At 37.3% G+C, this 15,419-nt stretch carries 15 protein-coding genes; 4 read left to right on the top strand and 11 right to left on the bottom strand.

The genetic code is table 11. The features are described from left to right. Window positions 1-27: 27 nt before the first annotated feature. The gene (gene mscL, locus CUC15_RS06265) at window positions 28-417 is read right to left on the bottom strand and encodes a large conductance mechanosensitive channel protein MscL (RefSeq protein ID WP_114915838.1); all 390 of its coding nucleotides are present in this window, start codon (window positions 415-417) and stop codon (window positions 28-30) included. 149 nt (window positions 418-566) lie between these two features. Continuing rightward, complete coding sequence (locus CUC15_RS06260) at window positions 567-719, bottom strand: small acid-soluble spore protein P (protein ID WP_114915837.1); 153 nt, start codon at window positions 717-719, stop codon at window positions 567-569. Window positions 720-1,090: 371 nt separating this feature from the next. Between CUC15_RS06260 and CUC15_RS06255 the strand changes: the two genes are divergently transcribed. Next, the gene (locus tag CUC15_RS06255; RefSeq protein ID WP_114915836.1) at window positions 1,091-1,291 is read left to right on the top strand and encodes a cold-shock protein; all 201 of its coding nucleotides are present in this window, start codon (window positions 1,091-1,093) and stop codon (window positions 1,289-1,291) included. A gap of 167 nt (window positions 1,292-1,458) precedes the next feature. Here the strand turns inward: CUC15_RS06255 and CUC15_RS06250 are convergent, their stop codons facing one another. Both CUC15_RS06250 and CUC15_RS06245 read right to left on the bottom strand, forming a co-directional pair. Continuing rightward, entirely contained in the window at window positions 1,459-2,388 is a 930-nt protein-coding gene (locus CUC15_RS06250; protein ID WP_114915835.1) for a manganese-dependent inorganic pyrophosphatase, read from the bottom strand. Between the two features lie 101 nt (window positions 2,389-2,489). Beyond that, a complete protein-coding gene (locus CUC15_RS06245) occupies window positions 2,490-3,047 on the bottom strand; it encodes a hypothetical protein (protein WP_114915834.1) in 558 nt (185 codons plus the stop codon). Window positions 3,048-3,174: 127 nt separating this feature from the next. Between CUC15_RS06245 and CUC15_RS06240 the strand changes: the two genes are divergently transcribed. Both CUC15_RS06240 and CUC15_RS06235 read left to right on the top strand, forming a co-directional pair. Continuing rightward, window positions 3,175-3,630 (top strand): DinB family protein, encoded by a 456-nt coding sequence (locus tag CUC15_RS06240; RefSeq protein ID WP_114915833.1) that lies wholly within the window; start codon window positions 3,175-3,177, stop codon window positions 3,628-3,630. A gap of 1 nt (window position 3,631) precedes the next feature. Beyond that, complete coding sequence (locus tag CUC15_RS06235) at window positions 3,632-4,747, top strand: NAD(P)/FAD-dependent oxidoreductase (RefSeq protein WP_114915832.1); 1,116 nt, start codon at window positions 3,632-3,634, stop codon at window positions 4,745-4,747. 106 nt (window positions 4,748-4,853) lie between these two features. Here CUC15_RS06235 and CUC15_RS06230 read toward each other — a convergent pair whose 3' ends face one another. The 4 genes from CUC15_RS06230 to CUC15_RS06215 form a co-directional block, all read right to left on the bottom strand. Continuing rightward, window positions 4,854-6,311: a SulP family inorganic anion transporter gene (locus CUC15_RS06230; protein ID WP_114915831.1), complete on the bottom strand. Its 1,458-nt coding sequence runs from the start codon at window positions 6,309-6,311 to the stop codon at window positions 4,854-4,856. A gap of 389 nt (window positions 6,312-6,700) precedes the next feature. Further along, entirely contained in the window at window positions 6,701-7,375 is a 675-nt protein-coding gene (locus tag CUC15_RS06225; RefSeq protein WP_114915830.1) for a hypothetical protein, read from the bottom strand. A gap of 195 nt (window positions 7,376-7,570) precedes the next feature. Then, window positions 7,571-8,518 carry a cation diffusion facilitator family transporter gene (locus tag CUC15_RS06220; protein WP_114915829.1) on the bottom strand — a complete coding sequence of 316 codons (948 nt, stop codon included), beginning with the start codon at window positions 8,516-8,518 and terminating at the stop codon, window positions 7,571-7,573. Between the two features lie 58 nt (window positions 8,519-8,576). Then, window positions 8,577-9,221 (bottom strand): YczE/YyaS/YitT family protein, encoded by a 645-nt coding sequence (locus CUC15_RS06215; RefSeq protein ID WP_114915828.1) that lies wholly within the window; start codon window positions 9,219-9,221, stop codon window positions 8,577-8,579. Window positions 9,222-9,640: 419 nt separating this feature from the next. On the opposite strand from CUC15_RS06215, the gene CUC15_RS06210 reads away from it, so the two are divergent. Beyond that, window positions 9,641-10,990, top strand: coding sequence for an MFS transporter (locus tag CUC15_RS06210; RefSeq protein WP_114915827.1), 1,350 nt, complete (start codon window positions 9,641-9,643; stop codon window positions 10,988-10,990). A gap of 138 nt (window positions 10,991-11,128) precedes the next feature. On the opposite strand, the gene CUC15_RS20400 is transcribed toward CUC15_RS06210, so the two are convergent. The 3 genes from CUC15_RS20400 to CUC15_RS06195 form a co-directional block, all read right to left on the bottom strand. Continuing rightward, on the bottom strand, window positions 11,129-11,413 hold the full coding sequence (locus CUC15_RS20400) for a phospholipase (protein WP_114915826.1): 285 nt from the start codon (window positions 11,411-11,413) through the stop codon (window positions 11,129-11,131). A 268-nt stretch (window positions 11,414-11,681) separates the two neighbouring features. Beyond that, entirely contained in the window at window positions 11,682-13,352 is a 1,671-nt protein-coding gene (locus CUC15_RS06200) for a ribonuclease J (protein ID WP_114915825.1), read from the bottom strand. Between the two features lie 378 nt (window positions 13,353-13,730). Continuing rightward, entirely contained in the window at window positions 13,731-15,224 is a 1,494-nt protein-coding gene (locus CUC15_RS06195; protein WP_114915824.1) for an aldehyde dehydrogenase family protein, read from the bottom strand. Window positions 15,225-15,419: the final 195 nt, after the last annotated feature.

The following is a 15,419-nucleotide window of genomic DNA, read 5'->3' as shown; positions in this document are numbered from 1 at the left end:
ATCAACTTTGGAAGTGTTTTTATATAATCATCCTATATTTTTTTGATTCTGTTCCTTTAATAAATCTCTAATCTCAGTTAGAAGTTGTGCTTGTGCATCGATTTCTTCTTCTTCCTCTTCTACCTCTTCTTTGTGTTTAAATTTACTTATAAACCGTATCGCTAGGAAAATTGCAAAGGCAACAATTAGAAAGTCCACAAATGATTGAATAAAATTACCATATAATACCTCTGCATCATCAATTGTAATTTTAAGTCCTGTAAAGTCAATTCCACCCATCAACATTCCGATTAATGGTGTGATAATATTTTCAACAAATGATGTGACGATTCCACCGAAGGCAGCACCAATTACTACCCCAATCGCCAAATCGATTACATTCCCTTTAAACGCAAATTCTTTAAACTCTTGCCACATGTTCTTATATCCCTCTTTCTCTAAATATAATACCCGAATAATTATACGACAAACGCAGTAGATATGAGGGGGATTTACTGAAATAAAATAACAAGGAGCAATATCTTTATCGATTTGCTCCTACCACAACTATTTATTTTAAATACATTCTACAATCCATGACTCTTATTTGTGTTTTGCTTCGAATGATTTGCATTCTTCACTTTTTTCGACCCACTTAAAGGTTCGCCATACGGTTGCACAGGACTTTGAGGTAAATTTGCACGTTCTTGTTGTTTTGGACCTTTAGGTTTCCCAGCCATCAAATATTCCTCCCTTCATTACAAGCTTAGTTTTCATCACTACTCGATAATTATGCAACATCTCTTAAACCGTTGATATAATTGATTTAGGCTATATTTTGTATTAATGAATCTAACGTCAAGTGTCTAATTTATTTTATCTGTTATAATTAAACTGTCGCTTGCTTCACTGTATTTAGGAAGAAAGTTCTATTTATTTTTTTTTGGCTAAAAAGGTATACTTTCTTAAACTTTGGTGCTATACTAAGAATAATTATTGTTGTTCGTGAGCGATACAAGATATAAGTTTTGACTTTTAAGTGATTATTCTTGATTATTATCTTGAACAAAAATAGTAATAAACGTGCAAACAGCACATGGAGGTTTTTTTAATGAGCAAAGGTACAGTAAAATGGTTTAACGCAGATAAAGGTTTCGGTTTCATCGAAGTTGAAGGTGGAGACGACGTATTCGTACATTTCTCTGCAATCCAAGGTGAAGGTTTCAAATCTTTAGACGAAGGTCAAGAAGTAACTTTCGATATCGAAGAAGGTAACCGTGGACCACAAGCAGCTAACGTTGTTAAAGCGTAAGCTCTTTAATAGAAAAAGACTTCTCATACGAGAAGTCTTTTTTATTTGCCTTATTTTCTCATTATGATAGATGCAACTGCTGATATTCAGGTGCTTCCCGTAGATAAAAGGATTTCAAAATAAAAGGTCGAGGACTTATAACTCTCCTCGACCTTATCTCTGATTACTTATTTCGTAAACTCACTCGTCAATACTGTTACAATTTGTTTCTTACGTGACACAACGCCTTTAAGCAATGCTCGGTTATTTACAAGTGTTACATTAAATGCTTGTTCAACTTTATCTTGACCTTTTCCTAATGCTAATGCTTCAGAGTCGTTGTTGATAATATCTGTTACTGCTAGTAAGAATAAATCAAGATCTTTTTCCTTAATTACTTTGACGATTTCCGCTTCCAATTCAGCTTGATCTTCATAAACCTTTGCAACATCTACTGCATTTACTTGAGCAATTTCAACCTTTGCGTCACCCATAGCAAATACTTTGGAATCTAAGGAAATAATGTCTGCAGCTGTTTTATCGCTTAAATCTGCTCCAGCTTCCAGCATTTTTAAGCCATATGTTTCAAGTTCAATACCAGCAATTGCAGCCAACTCATGTGCTGCATCAACATCTTCTTTCGTGCATGTTGGTGATTTCAATAGTAAAGAATCAGAAATAATCGCAGAAACTAATAATCCCGCTACTTCTTTTGTTACTTCAATACCTTTTTCTTTGAACATTTTATTTAAGATTGTTGCAGTGCAACCAACTGGTTCAGCTCGGAAATAGATTGGATCCTTCGTTTCAAAATTAGCAATGCGGTGATGATCAATTACTTCAGCGATTCGAACATCTTTGATATTATCAACACTTTGCTGGAATTCATTGTGATCGACTAATATTACTGCTTCCACATCCGAATCTACTTTTTCAATTAATTGTGGAGCTTCGACACCGAAATAATCCAATGCGAATTGTGTCTCTTTATTCACAGATCCCAGTCTAGCAGGCTCTGCCGTTTCACCAAGTTTATTTTTCAAATCAGCGTATGCAAGCGCAGAACAGATTGTATCTGTATCAGGGCTCTTATGCCCGAAGATTAATGTTTTTGACATGTCCATTTCTCCTTCTATGTATAGCATTTCACTATATAAGATTATCATACTTTCGACCAAAAAGAGTAATATTTTACATAACTTTTACCTGTGTATTAGCACTAGTTATTGTACCATTGGATTATTTCTTTTCTTCTATCTAAGTTTTGTACTTCCTCTGGGTTTATGCCATTTAGATCAAGTACTTTCACGAACGGTTTTAGTGGCCCATCATAATCCTGCAATTTTACGATACAATACCCCTTTGTGATATATGGTGTGATTTCCAAAATAGCCTTATCTGCATATAACTCATAAATCTTTTCTTCTTCTGCTTCACTTATTTCCCATACCTCTGGTTTATCATTGCTGACCACCTGAATACCTTCATTATTTTTCACTTGCTCGCCTGCCGTAATAATCGTTGGCGGCTCCTTGCGATTGATTGAGTCTAATAAACGAATGGCCTCTGACAGCCCGATCAATATCAATCCATTAAGAAATGCTGATGGAAATAAATATAAAAACGTGCTCCAGAAAAATTTATACTCTTCGCCGCCATAGCCACCCATTTCATAATCTAACTGGTATGAATTAACAATCGAATGAACAATACCAATAATAATTACTACAATCCCTAAATAAAACAATATCCTGCCAATGATATTTTTCTGTTTCATCTGTACTTCCCCCTGTCCAATAATTAATTCTGCATGAATACGCCATTTTCCTCTATAATCATACAATTACTTTCAATGTCTAACAAAATAATCTATACTTTAATTTGAACTACAAGGAGGAATCATAATGTCAAGAAAACAATTTAATTTAACAAGAACATCATTAATCACGTTTATCCAGGACTTGGATGAAAATACAGCTGATATTCAGGCAAAATATTTTAATAATACGATTCGCTGGCATCTAGGCCATGTTCTAGTTGTTACTGAAAAGCTATTATTTATGTATCCGAAAAAATCGGAGCATTTCCCTAAAGAATATGCGGAATTATTTAGTTCTGGAACGAAGCCAGCAGATTGGACTACGACACCTCCAACATTAGAAGAGCTAACGACATATCTATTAGACCAGCAAGAGAGAGTCAATCAGTTTGATGACTTATTCTGGAAGACAAATGTACCTTTCAAAGCACCATTTGGTCATATCGAAACATACGAAGATTTGCTAATAATGCTCGGATTTCATGAAGCAGAGCACGCTGGAAAAATAAAAGCAATGAGACAAGTCGTGGAAGCAGAGTAAAATGCGCAAGAAAATCATTATCATTGGTAGCGGGATACTAGGCGCCAGTACTGCATATTATTTAGCAAAGCAAGGTGCCGATGTCGTTATTATTGATAGAATGCAAAAGGGGCAGGCAACAGATGCTGCTGCTGGCATCGTCTGCCCATGGATTTCGCAACGACGTAATAAAGCATGGTATCATTTAGCCAAGAATGGAGCACGCGTATACCCTGATTTAATTGATCAGCTGGCAAAAGATGGCGAGGCTGATACTGGTTACTCACGGGTTGGTGCCATTAGTTTACATACCGATGAAAAGAAACTAGTCGCAATGCGGGATCGTGCATTAAAACGCCGGGAAGAAGCACCTGAAATTGGGGAAGTGACGATGCTTGATGAGGAACAAACAAGAAGCCTGTTCCCTATTCTATCCGATACATATCGCTCTGTTCATATTAGTGGAGCTGCACGTGTCGATGGCAGGAAATTAAGAGACTCTTTACTTCGTGCTGCCTCAAAGCATGGTGCAAGTACTTTTACAGGTGATGCCCATTTGGTTAAAGATGGCCACAAGATAATTGGTGTTTCTGTTAATGATTCAATCATAAAGGCAGATACTGTTATCGCTGCAACTGGTGCTTGGATGAACGAACTGTTTGAGCCGCTCGATATTAAGTTTGATGTTACTCCACAGAAAGCTCAAATTATGCACGTACAGCTTCCTGATATAGACACGTCTAACTGGCCCGTTGTAATGCCACCATCAAGCCAGTATATGCTCGCATTTAATGACAGAATCATCATTGGCACGACACATGAAAATGACACGGGTTTTGATCATCGTGTGACTGTTGGAGGTACCCACGAAATCGTCAGCCAAGCAATGGAAATCGCGCCTGGTTTGAGTAATGCTGCCATTCTTGAGACAAGAGTTGGTTTTCGCCCATTTACTCCCGGATTTCTGCCAGTAATCGGTGCACTGCCAGGTTACGAAGGCTTATATCTCGCCAATGGGCTAGGATCATCAGGACTTACGATGGGACCCTTTATTGGTAAGCAGCTAGCAAATCTTGCACTTGGCAGCGAGCTTGAAATTGACTTGTCTGATTATGATGTTGCAGGGGCAATTAAATAGGCATTACCTGGGGTTTACCCAGGTAATGCCTATTTGGTTTCTGTGTATTTTTAGAGGTTGAGGCTATCGCTCGATTAAGAGTTGTCTTAAACGCCGTTCTCTTCCTTTAATTCATTCCCTTAGTAACACCACTAATCCGATTTTTCAACTGTTGACTTTCCTCGTTCAAGCCGATAAATCGAACCTTGATATCGTTTTGCAAAAATTTCAATTCAATTTTATCCAATGCACCAGTTGCAGAGCCATCCCATAAATGTGCATGTGTTAAGTCTATCTCGACCTGTTTGACACTATCGTTAAAGTTGAATTTATCTACAAAGTCGCTGACTGAAGCGAAGAATAGTTGACCCTCCACGTAATACACTCGTCTTCCAGCCTTCATATCCAGCGTATCTTTCACCTTTACTTTCGAGATTTTCACTGCGAAGAAGATGGCACTCAGTAAGACTCCGGCTAGAACCCCTAAAGAAAGATTATTGGTTGCTAGAACGATAGCTACAGTAATAATCATGACGACTGCATCTGTTCTTGGTACATTTAAAATATTTTTAACTGACGCCCAATCAAATGTACTAATCGAAACCATAATCATCACGCCTACTAATGCGGCCATCGGTATTTGGACAACGAAATCACCTAGCACAACAATCAGGAACATTAAAAATGCACCAGCAACAAAGGTTGATAATCTGCCCCTTCCACCAGACTTTACATTAATAACGGACTGGCCAATCATCGCACATCCAGCCATTCCACCGAATAGTCCTGCAACAATGTTCGCAATCCCTTGTCCACTTGCTTCTCTATTTTTATTACTTTCTGTATCTGTCATATCGTCGATTATATTAGCAGTTAATAATGACTCAAGTAAACCGACAATCGCTAATGATAAAGAATAAGGTAGAATAATCATTAATGTCTCCAATGAGAATGGGATCTGAGGGAAAAGAAACACAGGTAATTGCTTCGATAAATCTCCCATATCCCCAACATTACGGACGCCAATATCTCCGAAAATAACGATAGCCGTTATAATGATAATCGCAACTAATGTTGAAGGAACAGCCTTTGTAATCCGCGGAAAAAGATAAATAATTACTAAGGTCAACCCTACAAGTGCATACATTACCCAGGATTCTCCGACAAAATGCTGTAATTGTGCAGTAAAAATAACAACTGCCAATGCATTCACAAAACCAATCATTACCGAACGTGGAACAAATTTAATATATTTCGCTAATTTAAAAATACCAATAAGAATCTGAATCAATCCTGTAAGAATTGTCGCTGCAAATAAATACTCAAGACCGTGTAATGCTACTAAATTTACCATTAACATTGCCATTGCACCAGTTGCTGCAGAAATCATACCAGGTCGTCCACCAACAAAGGCAATCACAATGGCGATACAAAATGAGGCATACAATCCTACCATTGGATCTACTCCAGCTATAATTGAAAAGGCGATAGCTTCTGGAATTAGTGCTAAAGCTACTACCATTCCAGCTAAAATATCACCTTTCACGTTTCCAAACCATTCCTGCTTTAATTGTTCTACTCTCAAGTGTTTTTTCCCCTTCTATAGTTTACTGTTTTTAAGCATTCTCACTGCTTAAACCGATAATAACTACAGCATTTTATCACACATTGATTGATTAAGCAAAACAGCAGGACGAAACATTGTTTGGCTAATCTCAAATTCATCGATTTATTATGGTTATCAACGTTTATTATTTTTTTACGTGTTTCCAATTCGCAAATCTCAGCAAATAGCTTCATACTGTCAGTAGCAGATTTATAATATTTTTAAATTACTTTCTCCTGCCTAAACTTCTTAATAGAATAAGCCTATCGTTATCAAACTCTTCCACAAATATAATCTTTATTGTTCTAACCGTTAATCGCTCAATCAAATCTAAAAGCTGCTCTTCTTTCTCTAGCTTCATCACCATTTTATTTACCACTCGCCAGTTGCTTTAGCGCAATAAGCAGCAACACTGGATAAAGCATTCTCCTATTATCCAGGCTCGTACCTAAACGATGTTTGATAGCATATGCAATCATTTCATTAGCTACTTGTTCTAAATTGTTTCCCTGCAAATGAATAAGTCCGCCCAATGTTGTATACGTATCATCTCCCATTGGCATTAACAGACCTGAAATTAACTCTCCACGCTTAGGTGCTTGAAACTTTCGATTATAGATACAAACTATTTTCGATTGCTCACTGAATACCTCACGTAAAACAAATAATCTTCCACTTAAACTGTCATCCCTTTCAACGTAATAAAAACTCGGATTAAGCTGAAGCCAACTAGAAAGTACTTCACGGACCTTTAAGGTTTTGTCCTCGATTCTATCACTATTTTCTTGTAAATAATGTTCATATATTGTTTCCTTCTTTGTCCCAATCGGCAGACAATATGTTGACCAATAAATCAGTTGTGAGAAAATTTTCTCCTCTAATTCGTTAGAAATTTTCATACCAGAAAGTAACTCATCAATAATAGTATTAATCTTCTCTTTAAAACAATTAATCGAGTAATAAAAAACATCATCTAAAATATCAAATAAATCCTCCTGAACCTTGTCAGGAAAAAAAACAATGTTTGTTGCTTTCGTAGCCATCCCTTCATCCCCTCCTAATTGCCATCATTTTAGCATGGATTAAAAAGGATTGCAGAAATCAAAATAGCATTTTCAAAGTACTTTAAGTAATGATAATTCAATTTTATTCTAAGCAGAAATATAATTATCATTAAAGTTAATTGATGCAATTTTATATTTAAGACAAAAAAATAGACAATACAAGATTGTCTATTTTTACGGTTTCCAACTCAGTTTATCATCATCTTCAATAATTCCAATCAGCGCATCTGCCACTTCTGACTGCCGAAGTAACATATCCTTTAGTCTAAATTTTATATCGTCGGCATCTGCAAGAGTTAATCCTTTCTTCAGCTCAACTGTTCCTTCGACATGGAATAATCGTCCTTCTTGTATGATTCTAATTCGATAAATATCAACTACCGCTTCATCCGCAAGCAATAAGCTCGTAATCTTATCTTCTACATCTTTCGGAGCTGCCACCCCAATTAAACCGACCATATTATCATAGCCTACTCGAAAGGCAACGAATAACATCAATAACCCTATGATAATAGAAACAATCCCATCTGCTTGAAGAATACCGAAAGTTTGTGCCAGTACGATACCTATGATTGCTAAAACAGCGCCAGATGTCGCAACTAAATCCTCATAGAATACTAAACGTGTTGCTGGGGAAGCCTTCCCAACATTTTTAAATGCTGTACTAAAGATTCCACCATCTCCCCCACCTGTTTCATGTGCAATTTCCTTCATTGCCTTAAACAGAATAAAACCGTCTACTAAAAACGCTGCTACTAGAATAATGATATTAAGGGTAAACCCTGAAGTTTGTTCTGGATGCTGAAATAAATGCCAGCCTTCTTTAATCGTTTCATATGCCATAATGGTCACGACTAAGACCGCAATCATACAAAAGATATTGATGACTCGACCAAAGCCAGTAGGAAAGCGTTTGGAAGCTGGAAATTCCGCTAACACACTTCCAAAATATACAAATCCCTGATTAATGGAATCTGCTAGAGAATGCATTGCCGAAGCAAACATGGTTCCATTCCCACTTAAACTGGCCGCAACTCCTTTAATTCCAGCAAGAAAGATATTCCCTAATGCTGCAACCCCTGACGATGTATTTCCCTTTTTGAGCTTATCAATGAATCCCATGTAACGCCCCCTCTCTATTTACGTTTATCTTTCCCCAACCTAAAAAAAATAACCATTTTTAAGCACTATTACTTGGCAGTTTCTTATCGAAACGCTGATTTTCTATCTCATTAATTCTTCTTCCGATTTTCAAATAAAAGTACTGGAAAATAGGACTTTGAATGAAGGTAAAAATAAACGTAAATACAAAGACAGGACCACCTAGAATTAAACCGATCACCAATACCAAGCTCTCCGAAATAATTCTAACTCTGCCAATAGGTGCGCCTAGCTTATCAGAAATTGACAGCATAAACCCATCTCGAGGACCAGAACCAACTCCTGCCGCATTATATATACCGCCGCCAAAGCCCATTATCACAATCCCGATAATCATCAGTACAACATCAACCCACGTATTGCTAGGTACTGGCAAGAAATCAAGCCACATATAGAAATCAACAAATGCCCCAACTAAGATTGCATTAAAAAAAGTTCCTAACTTTATGTAACTTTTATCAAGGAGCCAAGAAATGACAATAAGAACTACGGAGATAATAATATTCCATGATCCAATAGATAGACCGACCCTTTCAAAAAAAGAAACATTGAGCACATCCCATGGATGAAGCCCAAGGTGCTGCACATTGATTGTCATTGTTATACCAAAACTAAAAATTAATAGTCCGATAAAGAAAACGGACCAACGAAGGGAACTTAACAGTTTAATCAGCCTACTTTCGTCAATATACTAAATATTATAATAGCAGATTTTTTGATAAATATGTTGAATAAATTTTACTGTAAAATTCCCCATCAAAAGTTACTGGTGTTCGGGGGAATAAGATTAGTACTGATTGATGTAATCACATAGATAGAATCCAATAATACATTTGAGGAATTTTTACCTCTTGGTCCCGACTTGGCATAGATGCTTTCGTCCGCTTAAAAAAGATTGGACCTGCATCGAACTTTCTTGTCTATAGTTTTTAACTATAGCTAATGATACATTTTAGAGATTACCTTATAACCTTCACCTCATGATAAGATTCTACTTAATCACTTTTCCGTATTCGTAAGTGTTAATACCATGGGAATTTTGCAAATAAGAAGAAAAAACTACTTGGAAGGAATGAAAAACGTATGACGAGAACCATTCAGACATCACAAGTTTTGGCAAACAGTAAATTTAACAAGTTTCACTTGCTCGTATTTCTTTGGTGTTTTTATGCTATTGCCTTTGACGGCTTTGATGTTGCCTTATATGGCATCGGATTGCCATTGATGATGGAGGATTATAATATTACTGTTGTGGAAGCAGGAGCAATTAGCAGCTATTCTGTCATTGGCACGATGATTGGAACGTTTTTATTCGGGTCTCTATCTGATATCATTGGCCGGAAAAAAGCTATCGCAATTTGCTTATTTTTATTCAGTGTCTTTACATTTTTATCTGGATTTGCACCAAATGCTGATATATTCCTGATTATGCGCATTGTTGCTGCATTGGGGCTTGGTGGAATTATGCCAATTCTAGTAGCTGTGATGGCAGAGTACTCACCTAGGAAAAAGCGGGCATTAACAGTTGCAATCATGTATTGCGGTTATTCTATCGGTGCAATCCTTGCTTCATTAATTGGAATGTACTTGATGGAAAGTCTCGGGTGGAGATTTTTATATTGGCTTAGCATTATTCCATTCCTAACATTGCCATTTTTCTTGAAACAGTTTCCGGAATCCGTTTCTTATCATCTCCTTCGCAAACAAGGGGATAAGATAGCAAGTATTCTAAATAAAGTCGACCCTGATGGCAACTATCAAGCAACAGACAACTTTGAATATGAGGATTTTAAAGAAAGTACAAAGGAGTTTCCTATTAAGAAAGTTTTCTCTAATAAGAGGACGGTTAGTACATTGGCCTTTTGGCTTGCAGTCGGTTGTTCGATGTTAGTGATTTCTGGTTTAACGACATGGCTTCCAAAAATCATGCTGGAATCTGGACATGGAATCGCTTCAAGTTTATCCTTTAATCTCGTTCTCTCAATTGGACAAATTACCGGATCTATCTTTGGAGGTATATTAGTCGGACGCATCGGACATCGCAGAGTATTAATATCCATGTTCTTCATTGCGGCTCTTAGTTTTGTTTTCTTAAGTTTGTCCTCCAATACGCTCTTATTATATCTATTGATTGCTTTAACCGGCGCATGTACAGTCGGCACACAGAATTTAGTCAATCCGTATATTTCGGAATATTACCCTAGAGAAATTCGGGCAACAGGACTAAGTATAGCAGTTGGAGTTGGGAGAATCGGAGGAATACTGGCTCCTGTAGCCATCGCCCTATTGCTTACAACGAATCTAGCTCCACAGCATGCATTTATGGCATTCGCGGTTCCATGTTTACTAGGAGCTATTGCTTTTATGATTGTCCAGGAGAAATATGCAAGTTTTGATCGTGTATTAGAAATAGATAAACAGAAGACGGCTTAATCAAGTCTTAGCTCAAATTGATCGTCCAACTGCAAACGAATAAAGTGTCAGTCCCCCTATTCACTATCACTTTTGTGTAATAAGGGACTAGACACCATTGCATTTCGAATTATCTCATTAATAGACCTATCCTCATTCCTACCTAAAAAGACAGTTGATATCTCTTTGTATTCTCATATACTGAAGCATTAGTCTAGCTTGTCGTCCCTCTTCGGTATATGGATCTTGCAGTTTTGTAAGCCGGTTAACGAATTGATCATCACAACGACAATAATCTCTTGTCTTTCGGTAGCAAATATCATGTTCCTTGCATGCGGCATCTACTGCATTAATGGGTTTATCAGGCCCGCTACACCCTGGACCACACCAATTATATCCTGGAAAGATGCAAAAACGCGGGGACCTTCTTCTTCTATTATTCATCTCCTCTCACCCCCTAACATTTAATTACAAGCAGATATATATTAATAAAATATGTTTTATAAAAAAAATTGCGTAGTCATACGTGCTAATGTTCTTGGTTAAGAGGGAGAATTATGCAATAAATCTATATTACTTATCAATGCTCTAATCGCAAAAAGACCAACACTTTGAGTTCACAAAGCGTTGGCCTTCATGGTACACAGGTGGTACACAGGGACAGGTTCATCGTCCCATAGTCTAATTGGGTCAAGGAACCTGTCCCGCGGTCCTAGATATCCAGCAATATAGGAACAATCATTGGCTCTTTCCTCGTACGTTCTTTTACATATTGTGCAATTGCCCTTTTCAACTGTTTTTTCATAGTATTCCATGAATATCGATTTGCTTCATGCAGCTCGTTTATTGTTTCTATTGTAATTCGATTCATTCCTTTTCGGAGTTCAGAGAAATTCTGATCTACGAATCCACGAGAAATAAATTCGGGATCAGCGAGGACTTTATCTTCCTGTTTATTCATCGGTATGATAATCATGAGCATACCATCCTCTGAAATCTTTTTACGGTCACGCAACACAAATTCCATGTCTCCTACATCCACCCCGTCAACATAAGTGTTTCCATTCGGTATCGTTCTCGTACTTCGGGCAATAGAATTTTCAATATCAACAACATCACCATTTTTTAAAATAAATGTATTGCCCTCTTCCACACCTACAGATTCTGCGAGCATACGGTGATGATGCAGCATTCGATATTCACCATGAATTGGTATAAAGTATTTCGGCTTCATCAAGGTAAGCATGAGCCTTAAATCTTCCTGATAACCATGACCGGAAACATGCATACCGGAACTGCTTCCCGATCCATAAATAACATGAGCTCCGAGTTTATATAAGTTGTCGACAATACTAGTTACATTCTTTTCATTCCCTGGAATAGGGCCTGCTGCAAGGATAACCGTATCTTCCGCTAAAATCTCTACATCGCGAAAGTTTCCAGTGGACAGACGACTAAGGGCCGCCATCGTTTCTCCTTGGCTTCCAGTACATAAAATAGTCACCATTTCTGGTGGCAATTCATTTATATCACGGGGTTCAATTAACATATCTTTAGGAATCGTTAAGTAGCCACGTTCCATCGCAACCTTTGCTACATTCACCATCGACCGGCCAAGTAAAGCTAGCTTTCGATTGGTTTTCTTAGTAGCATTGACAACCTGCTGGATACGACTAACATTTGAAGCGAAAGTAGATACTATCACTTTTCGTTTTGCCTTCATAAGGATCTGTTCCAAATTTTTACCTACCATTTGTTCAGAAGGCGTATAGCCAGGTCGCTCTGCATTGGTACTTTCCGATAGTAGAAGCAGTACCCCTTTGTTCCCAATAGCAGCCATTTTATGAATATCTGGTCGCTCATTGTTCTCAGGGGTCAAATCAAACTTGAAATCCCCAGTATGTACAATCGTTCCATCTGGAGTATTAAAGACAATACCTAAACAATCGGGGATACTATGAGCCACTTTGAAAAAGCTGATATTCATTTCACCGATTTGAACCTCTGAATCTGAGTTAATTTCAATAAGTTCACTTTCTCTTAAAATTCGATGTTCTTTTAATTTGATTTCAATAAGTCCAAGTGTGAAGCTCGTCGCATACACTGGCACATTTACTTGTTTCAAGAAGAAAGGAACTCCACCAATATGATCCTCATGGCCATGTGTAACAATTAAGGCACGAACACGGTCCTTATTTTCGATTACATAAGAAATATCGGGAATAATTAAATCAATTCCTAATAAGCTCTCATCGGGAAACTTATTTCCACAATCGATAATTACAATATCGTTTTCATATTCAATGGCGTACATATTTTTCCCAATTTCCTCTAGGCCACCAAGGGCAAAAATCGATAGTAAATTATTTTTTTCTGTACTCATATGAATACCCTCCTGCTTTAAATATGTCTTAGTATGTCCATTAGAATCCATTTTATTTATAATCTGTATTTCAGGAGGATCAGACTAACCTTTCGAATAATTGGGAATTTCTTAGTTATTGAGTAACCCTGGGTAAAATGGATATTAAAACTTTAACTTTTAGGGGAAACGTCCAAAACTGAATAGGGTATTTCGTAAATTAAAAAAAGAAATTAAGGACGATGAGAGTAATCCAATATTCAATTTCCGTTGCAATTATTTACTACCTGCAAAAGATGTAAAAAAATAAGCCAGATATTTTTATCCGACTTACTGAAATGGGCTTTGTCAATGATTTTACTTAATATAATAACTTTTCACAGGATACTAGGCATATCATTAATCCAAATTAATCCATACACTCTTCGTTTCCGTATACAAATCAATTGATTCGGCTCCATTTTCTCTTCCAAGTCCACTTTGTTTATATCCGCCAAATGGTGATGCAGGATCTATTAAATTGTACGTATTTACCCAGACTGAACCCGTTCTTAAACCTTCTGCAACAAGGTGGGCCTTACGTATGTCTGTGGTGTTAACTCCACCGCCCAATCCATACTCGGTTTGATTTGCTAATTTAATTACCTCATCAATATCTGTAAACGGTATACCAGAAACAACTGGACCAAAGATTTCTTCTTGAGCAATTCTCATACTATTGTTTACGTTAGCTAACACGGTCGGTTTAACAAAGTATCCATTTTCTAATCCATCTGCTGCGTTACCGCCGACTAGCATTTCTGCTCCTTCGTCCCGCCCAAGGTCCAAGTATCCTAAAACTCTTTCTTTCTGTTTAGCAGAAATTAGCGGACCTAGATTAGCAGATGGATCAAATCCATTCCCAAGCTTGTAGTTCTTTGTATAATCCGCTAAATCACTCATAAAATTATCATAAATTTTCTTTTCTACAAATAACCGGGAACCGGCAACGCAAACTTGCCCGGAGTTAAGCAAAATCGCATTCGCTGCATTTTGGAGCGCTTTTTCATAATCCGCATCGGCAAATACAATATGTGCTGATTTTCCACCTAGTTCAAGGGAGACCTTTTTCAAATTAGCCGAACTAGACTTCATAATTTGTTTACCTACAGCAGTAGAGCCTGTAAATGCTATTTTATCTACTAAAGGATGGTCCACTAACGATTGACCTGCAGTACTGCCAAAACCAGTAACAATGTTCACAACCCCATCAGGGAATCCAGCTTCCTGAACAAGTTCGCCAATACGCAGTGCAGTTAATGGTGTATTTTCAGCTGGTTTAAGCACAACGGTATTCCCTGTAGCTAAAGCCGTTGACAGTTTCCAAACAGCCATCATTAGTGGACCATTCCATGGAATAATTTGACCGCATACCCCTATTGGTTCTTTTCTCGTGTAATTAAACACTTTTCCTGGAACGGATACCGGTACAGTTTCACCCGTAATTTTAGTCGTCCATCCTGCATAATAACGGATATTTTCAGCTGCTCCACCTGGATAATGTTTCGTCATACTTAATGGGGCGCCGTTATCAAGCGTTTCTAAATGTGCAAGTTCTTCTGCATTTTCTTCAAAAAGATCTGCTAATTTCAATAAAAGTTTGCTTCGGTCATATGGTTTCAATGTTCTCCACGGCCCTTCGTCAAAAGCATGACGTGCTGCACGAACAGCCAAATCAATATCTGCTTTATCCCCTTCAGGAACAGAAGTAATTAGATCTCCAGTAGCTGGATTTCTAGTTTCAAATGTTTTACCCGAAACAGCATCCACCCACCTGCCACTGATAAACATCTTCTTGGGCTTAGAAACAAAGCGGGCAGCATTTTCATTTAATTTAATTAATGTAGTTTCCATATAATCCCTCCCTATTAATAAATATAATGATAATTGAGGTGATTATATGCTCAATAAAGAAGAAGAATTTAAATAAAAAATTCATTAATAGAGCTTCTACTTCATTGCTCTACTATAAAAAGAAGGCGTGACAGCCATCGTTGGACTTATATAGATAGAGAGCTCTTATTCTTTCCTAACAAAAAAGACAGGTAA

The organism is Oceanobacillus zhaokaii (assembly GCF_003352005.1).
GTDB classification, from domain to species: domain Bacteria; phylum Bacillota; class Bacilli; order Bacillales; family Amphibacillaceae; genus Oceanobacillus; species Oceanobacillus zhaokaii.
Note: the sequence above shows the minus strand (reverse complement) of the source record. Positions and strands in the feature narration are given on the sequence as shown.

What these genes read in the sequence shown, in the direction of transcription:
- CUC15_RS06200 (WP_114915825.1), bottom strand. Translation starts at nt 13,352, where the DNA reads ATGAGTACAGAAAAAAATAATTTACTATCGATTTTTGCCCTTGGTGGC.
- CUC15_RS06245 (WP_114915834.1), bottom strand. Translation starts at nt 3,047, where the DNA reads ATGAAACAGAAAAATATCATTGGCAGGATATTGTTTTATTTAGGGATT.
- CUC15_RS06220 (WP_114915829.1), bottom strand. Translation starts at nt 8,518, where the DNA reads ATGGGATTCATTGATAAGCTCAAAAAGGGAAATACATCGTCAGGGGTT.
- CUC15_RS06240 (WP_114915833.1), top strand. Translation starts at nt 3,175, where the DNA reads ATGTCAAGAAAACAATTTAATTTAACAAGAACATCATTAATCACGTTT.
- CUC15_RS06255 (WP_114915836.1), top strand. Translation starts at nt 1,091, where the DNA reads ATGAGCAAAGGTACAGTAAAATGGTTTAACGCAGATAAAGGTTTCGGT.
- CUC15_RS20400 (WP_114915826.1), bottom strand. Translation starts at nt 11,413, where the DNA reads ATGAATAATAGAAGAAGAAGGTCCCCGCGTTTTTGCATCTTTCCAGGA.
- mscL (WP_114915838.1), bottom strand. Translation starts at nt 417, where the DNA reads ATGTGGCAAGAGTTTAAAGAATTTGCGTTTAAAGGGAATGTAATCGAT.
- CUC15_RS06235 (WP_114915832.1), top strand. Translation starts at nt 3,632, where the DNA reads ATGCGCAAGAAAATCATTATCATTGGTAGCGGGATACTAGGCGCCAGT.
- CUC15_RS06250 (WP_114915835.1), bottom strand. Translation starts at nt 2,388, where the DNA reads ATGTCAAAAACATTAATCTTCGGGCATAAGAGCCCTGATACAGATACA.
- CUC15_RS06210 (WP_114915827.1), top strand. Translation starts at nt 9,641, where the DNA reads ATGACGAGAACCATTCAGACATCACAAGTTTTGGCAAACAGTAAATTT.
- CUC15_RS06195 (WP_114915824.1), bottom strand. Translation starts at nt 15,224, where the DNA reads ATGGAAACTACATTAATTAAATTAAATGAAAATGCTGCCCGCTTTGTT.
- CUC15_RS06225 (WP_114915830.1), bottom strand. Translation starts at nt 7,375, where the DNA reads ATGGCTACGAAAGCAACAAACATTGTTTTTTTTCCTGACAAGGTTCAG.
- CUC15_RS06260 (WP_114915837.1), bottom strand. Translation starts at nt 719, where the DNA reads ATGGCTGGGAAACCTAAAGGTCCAAAACAACAAGAACGTGCAAATTTA.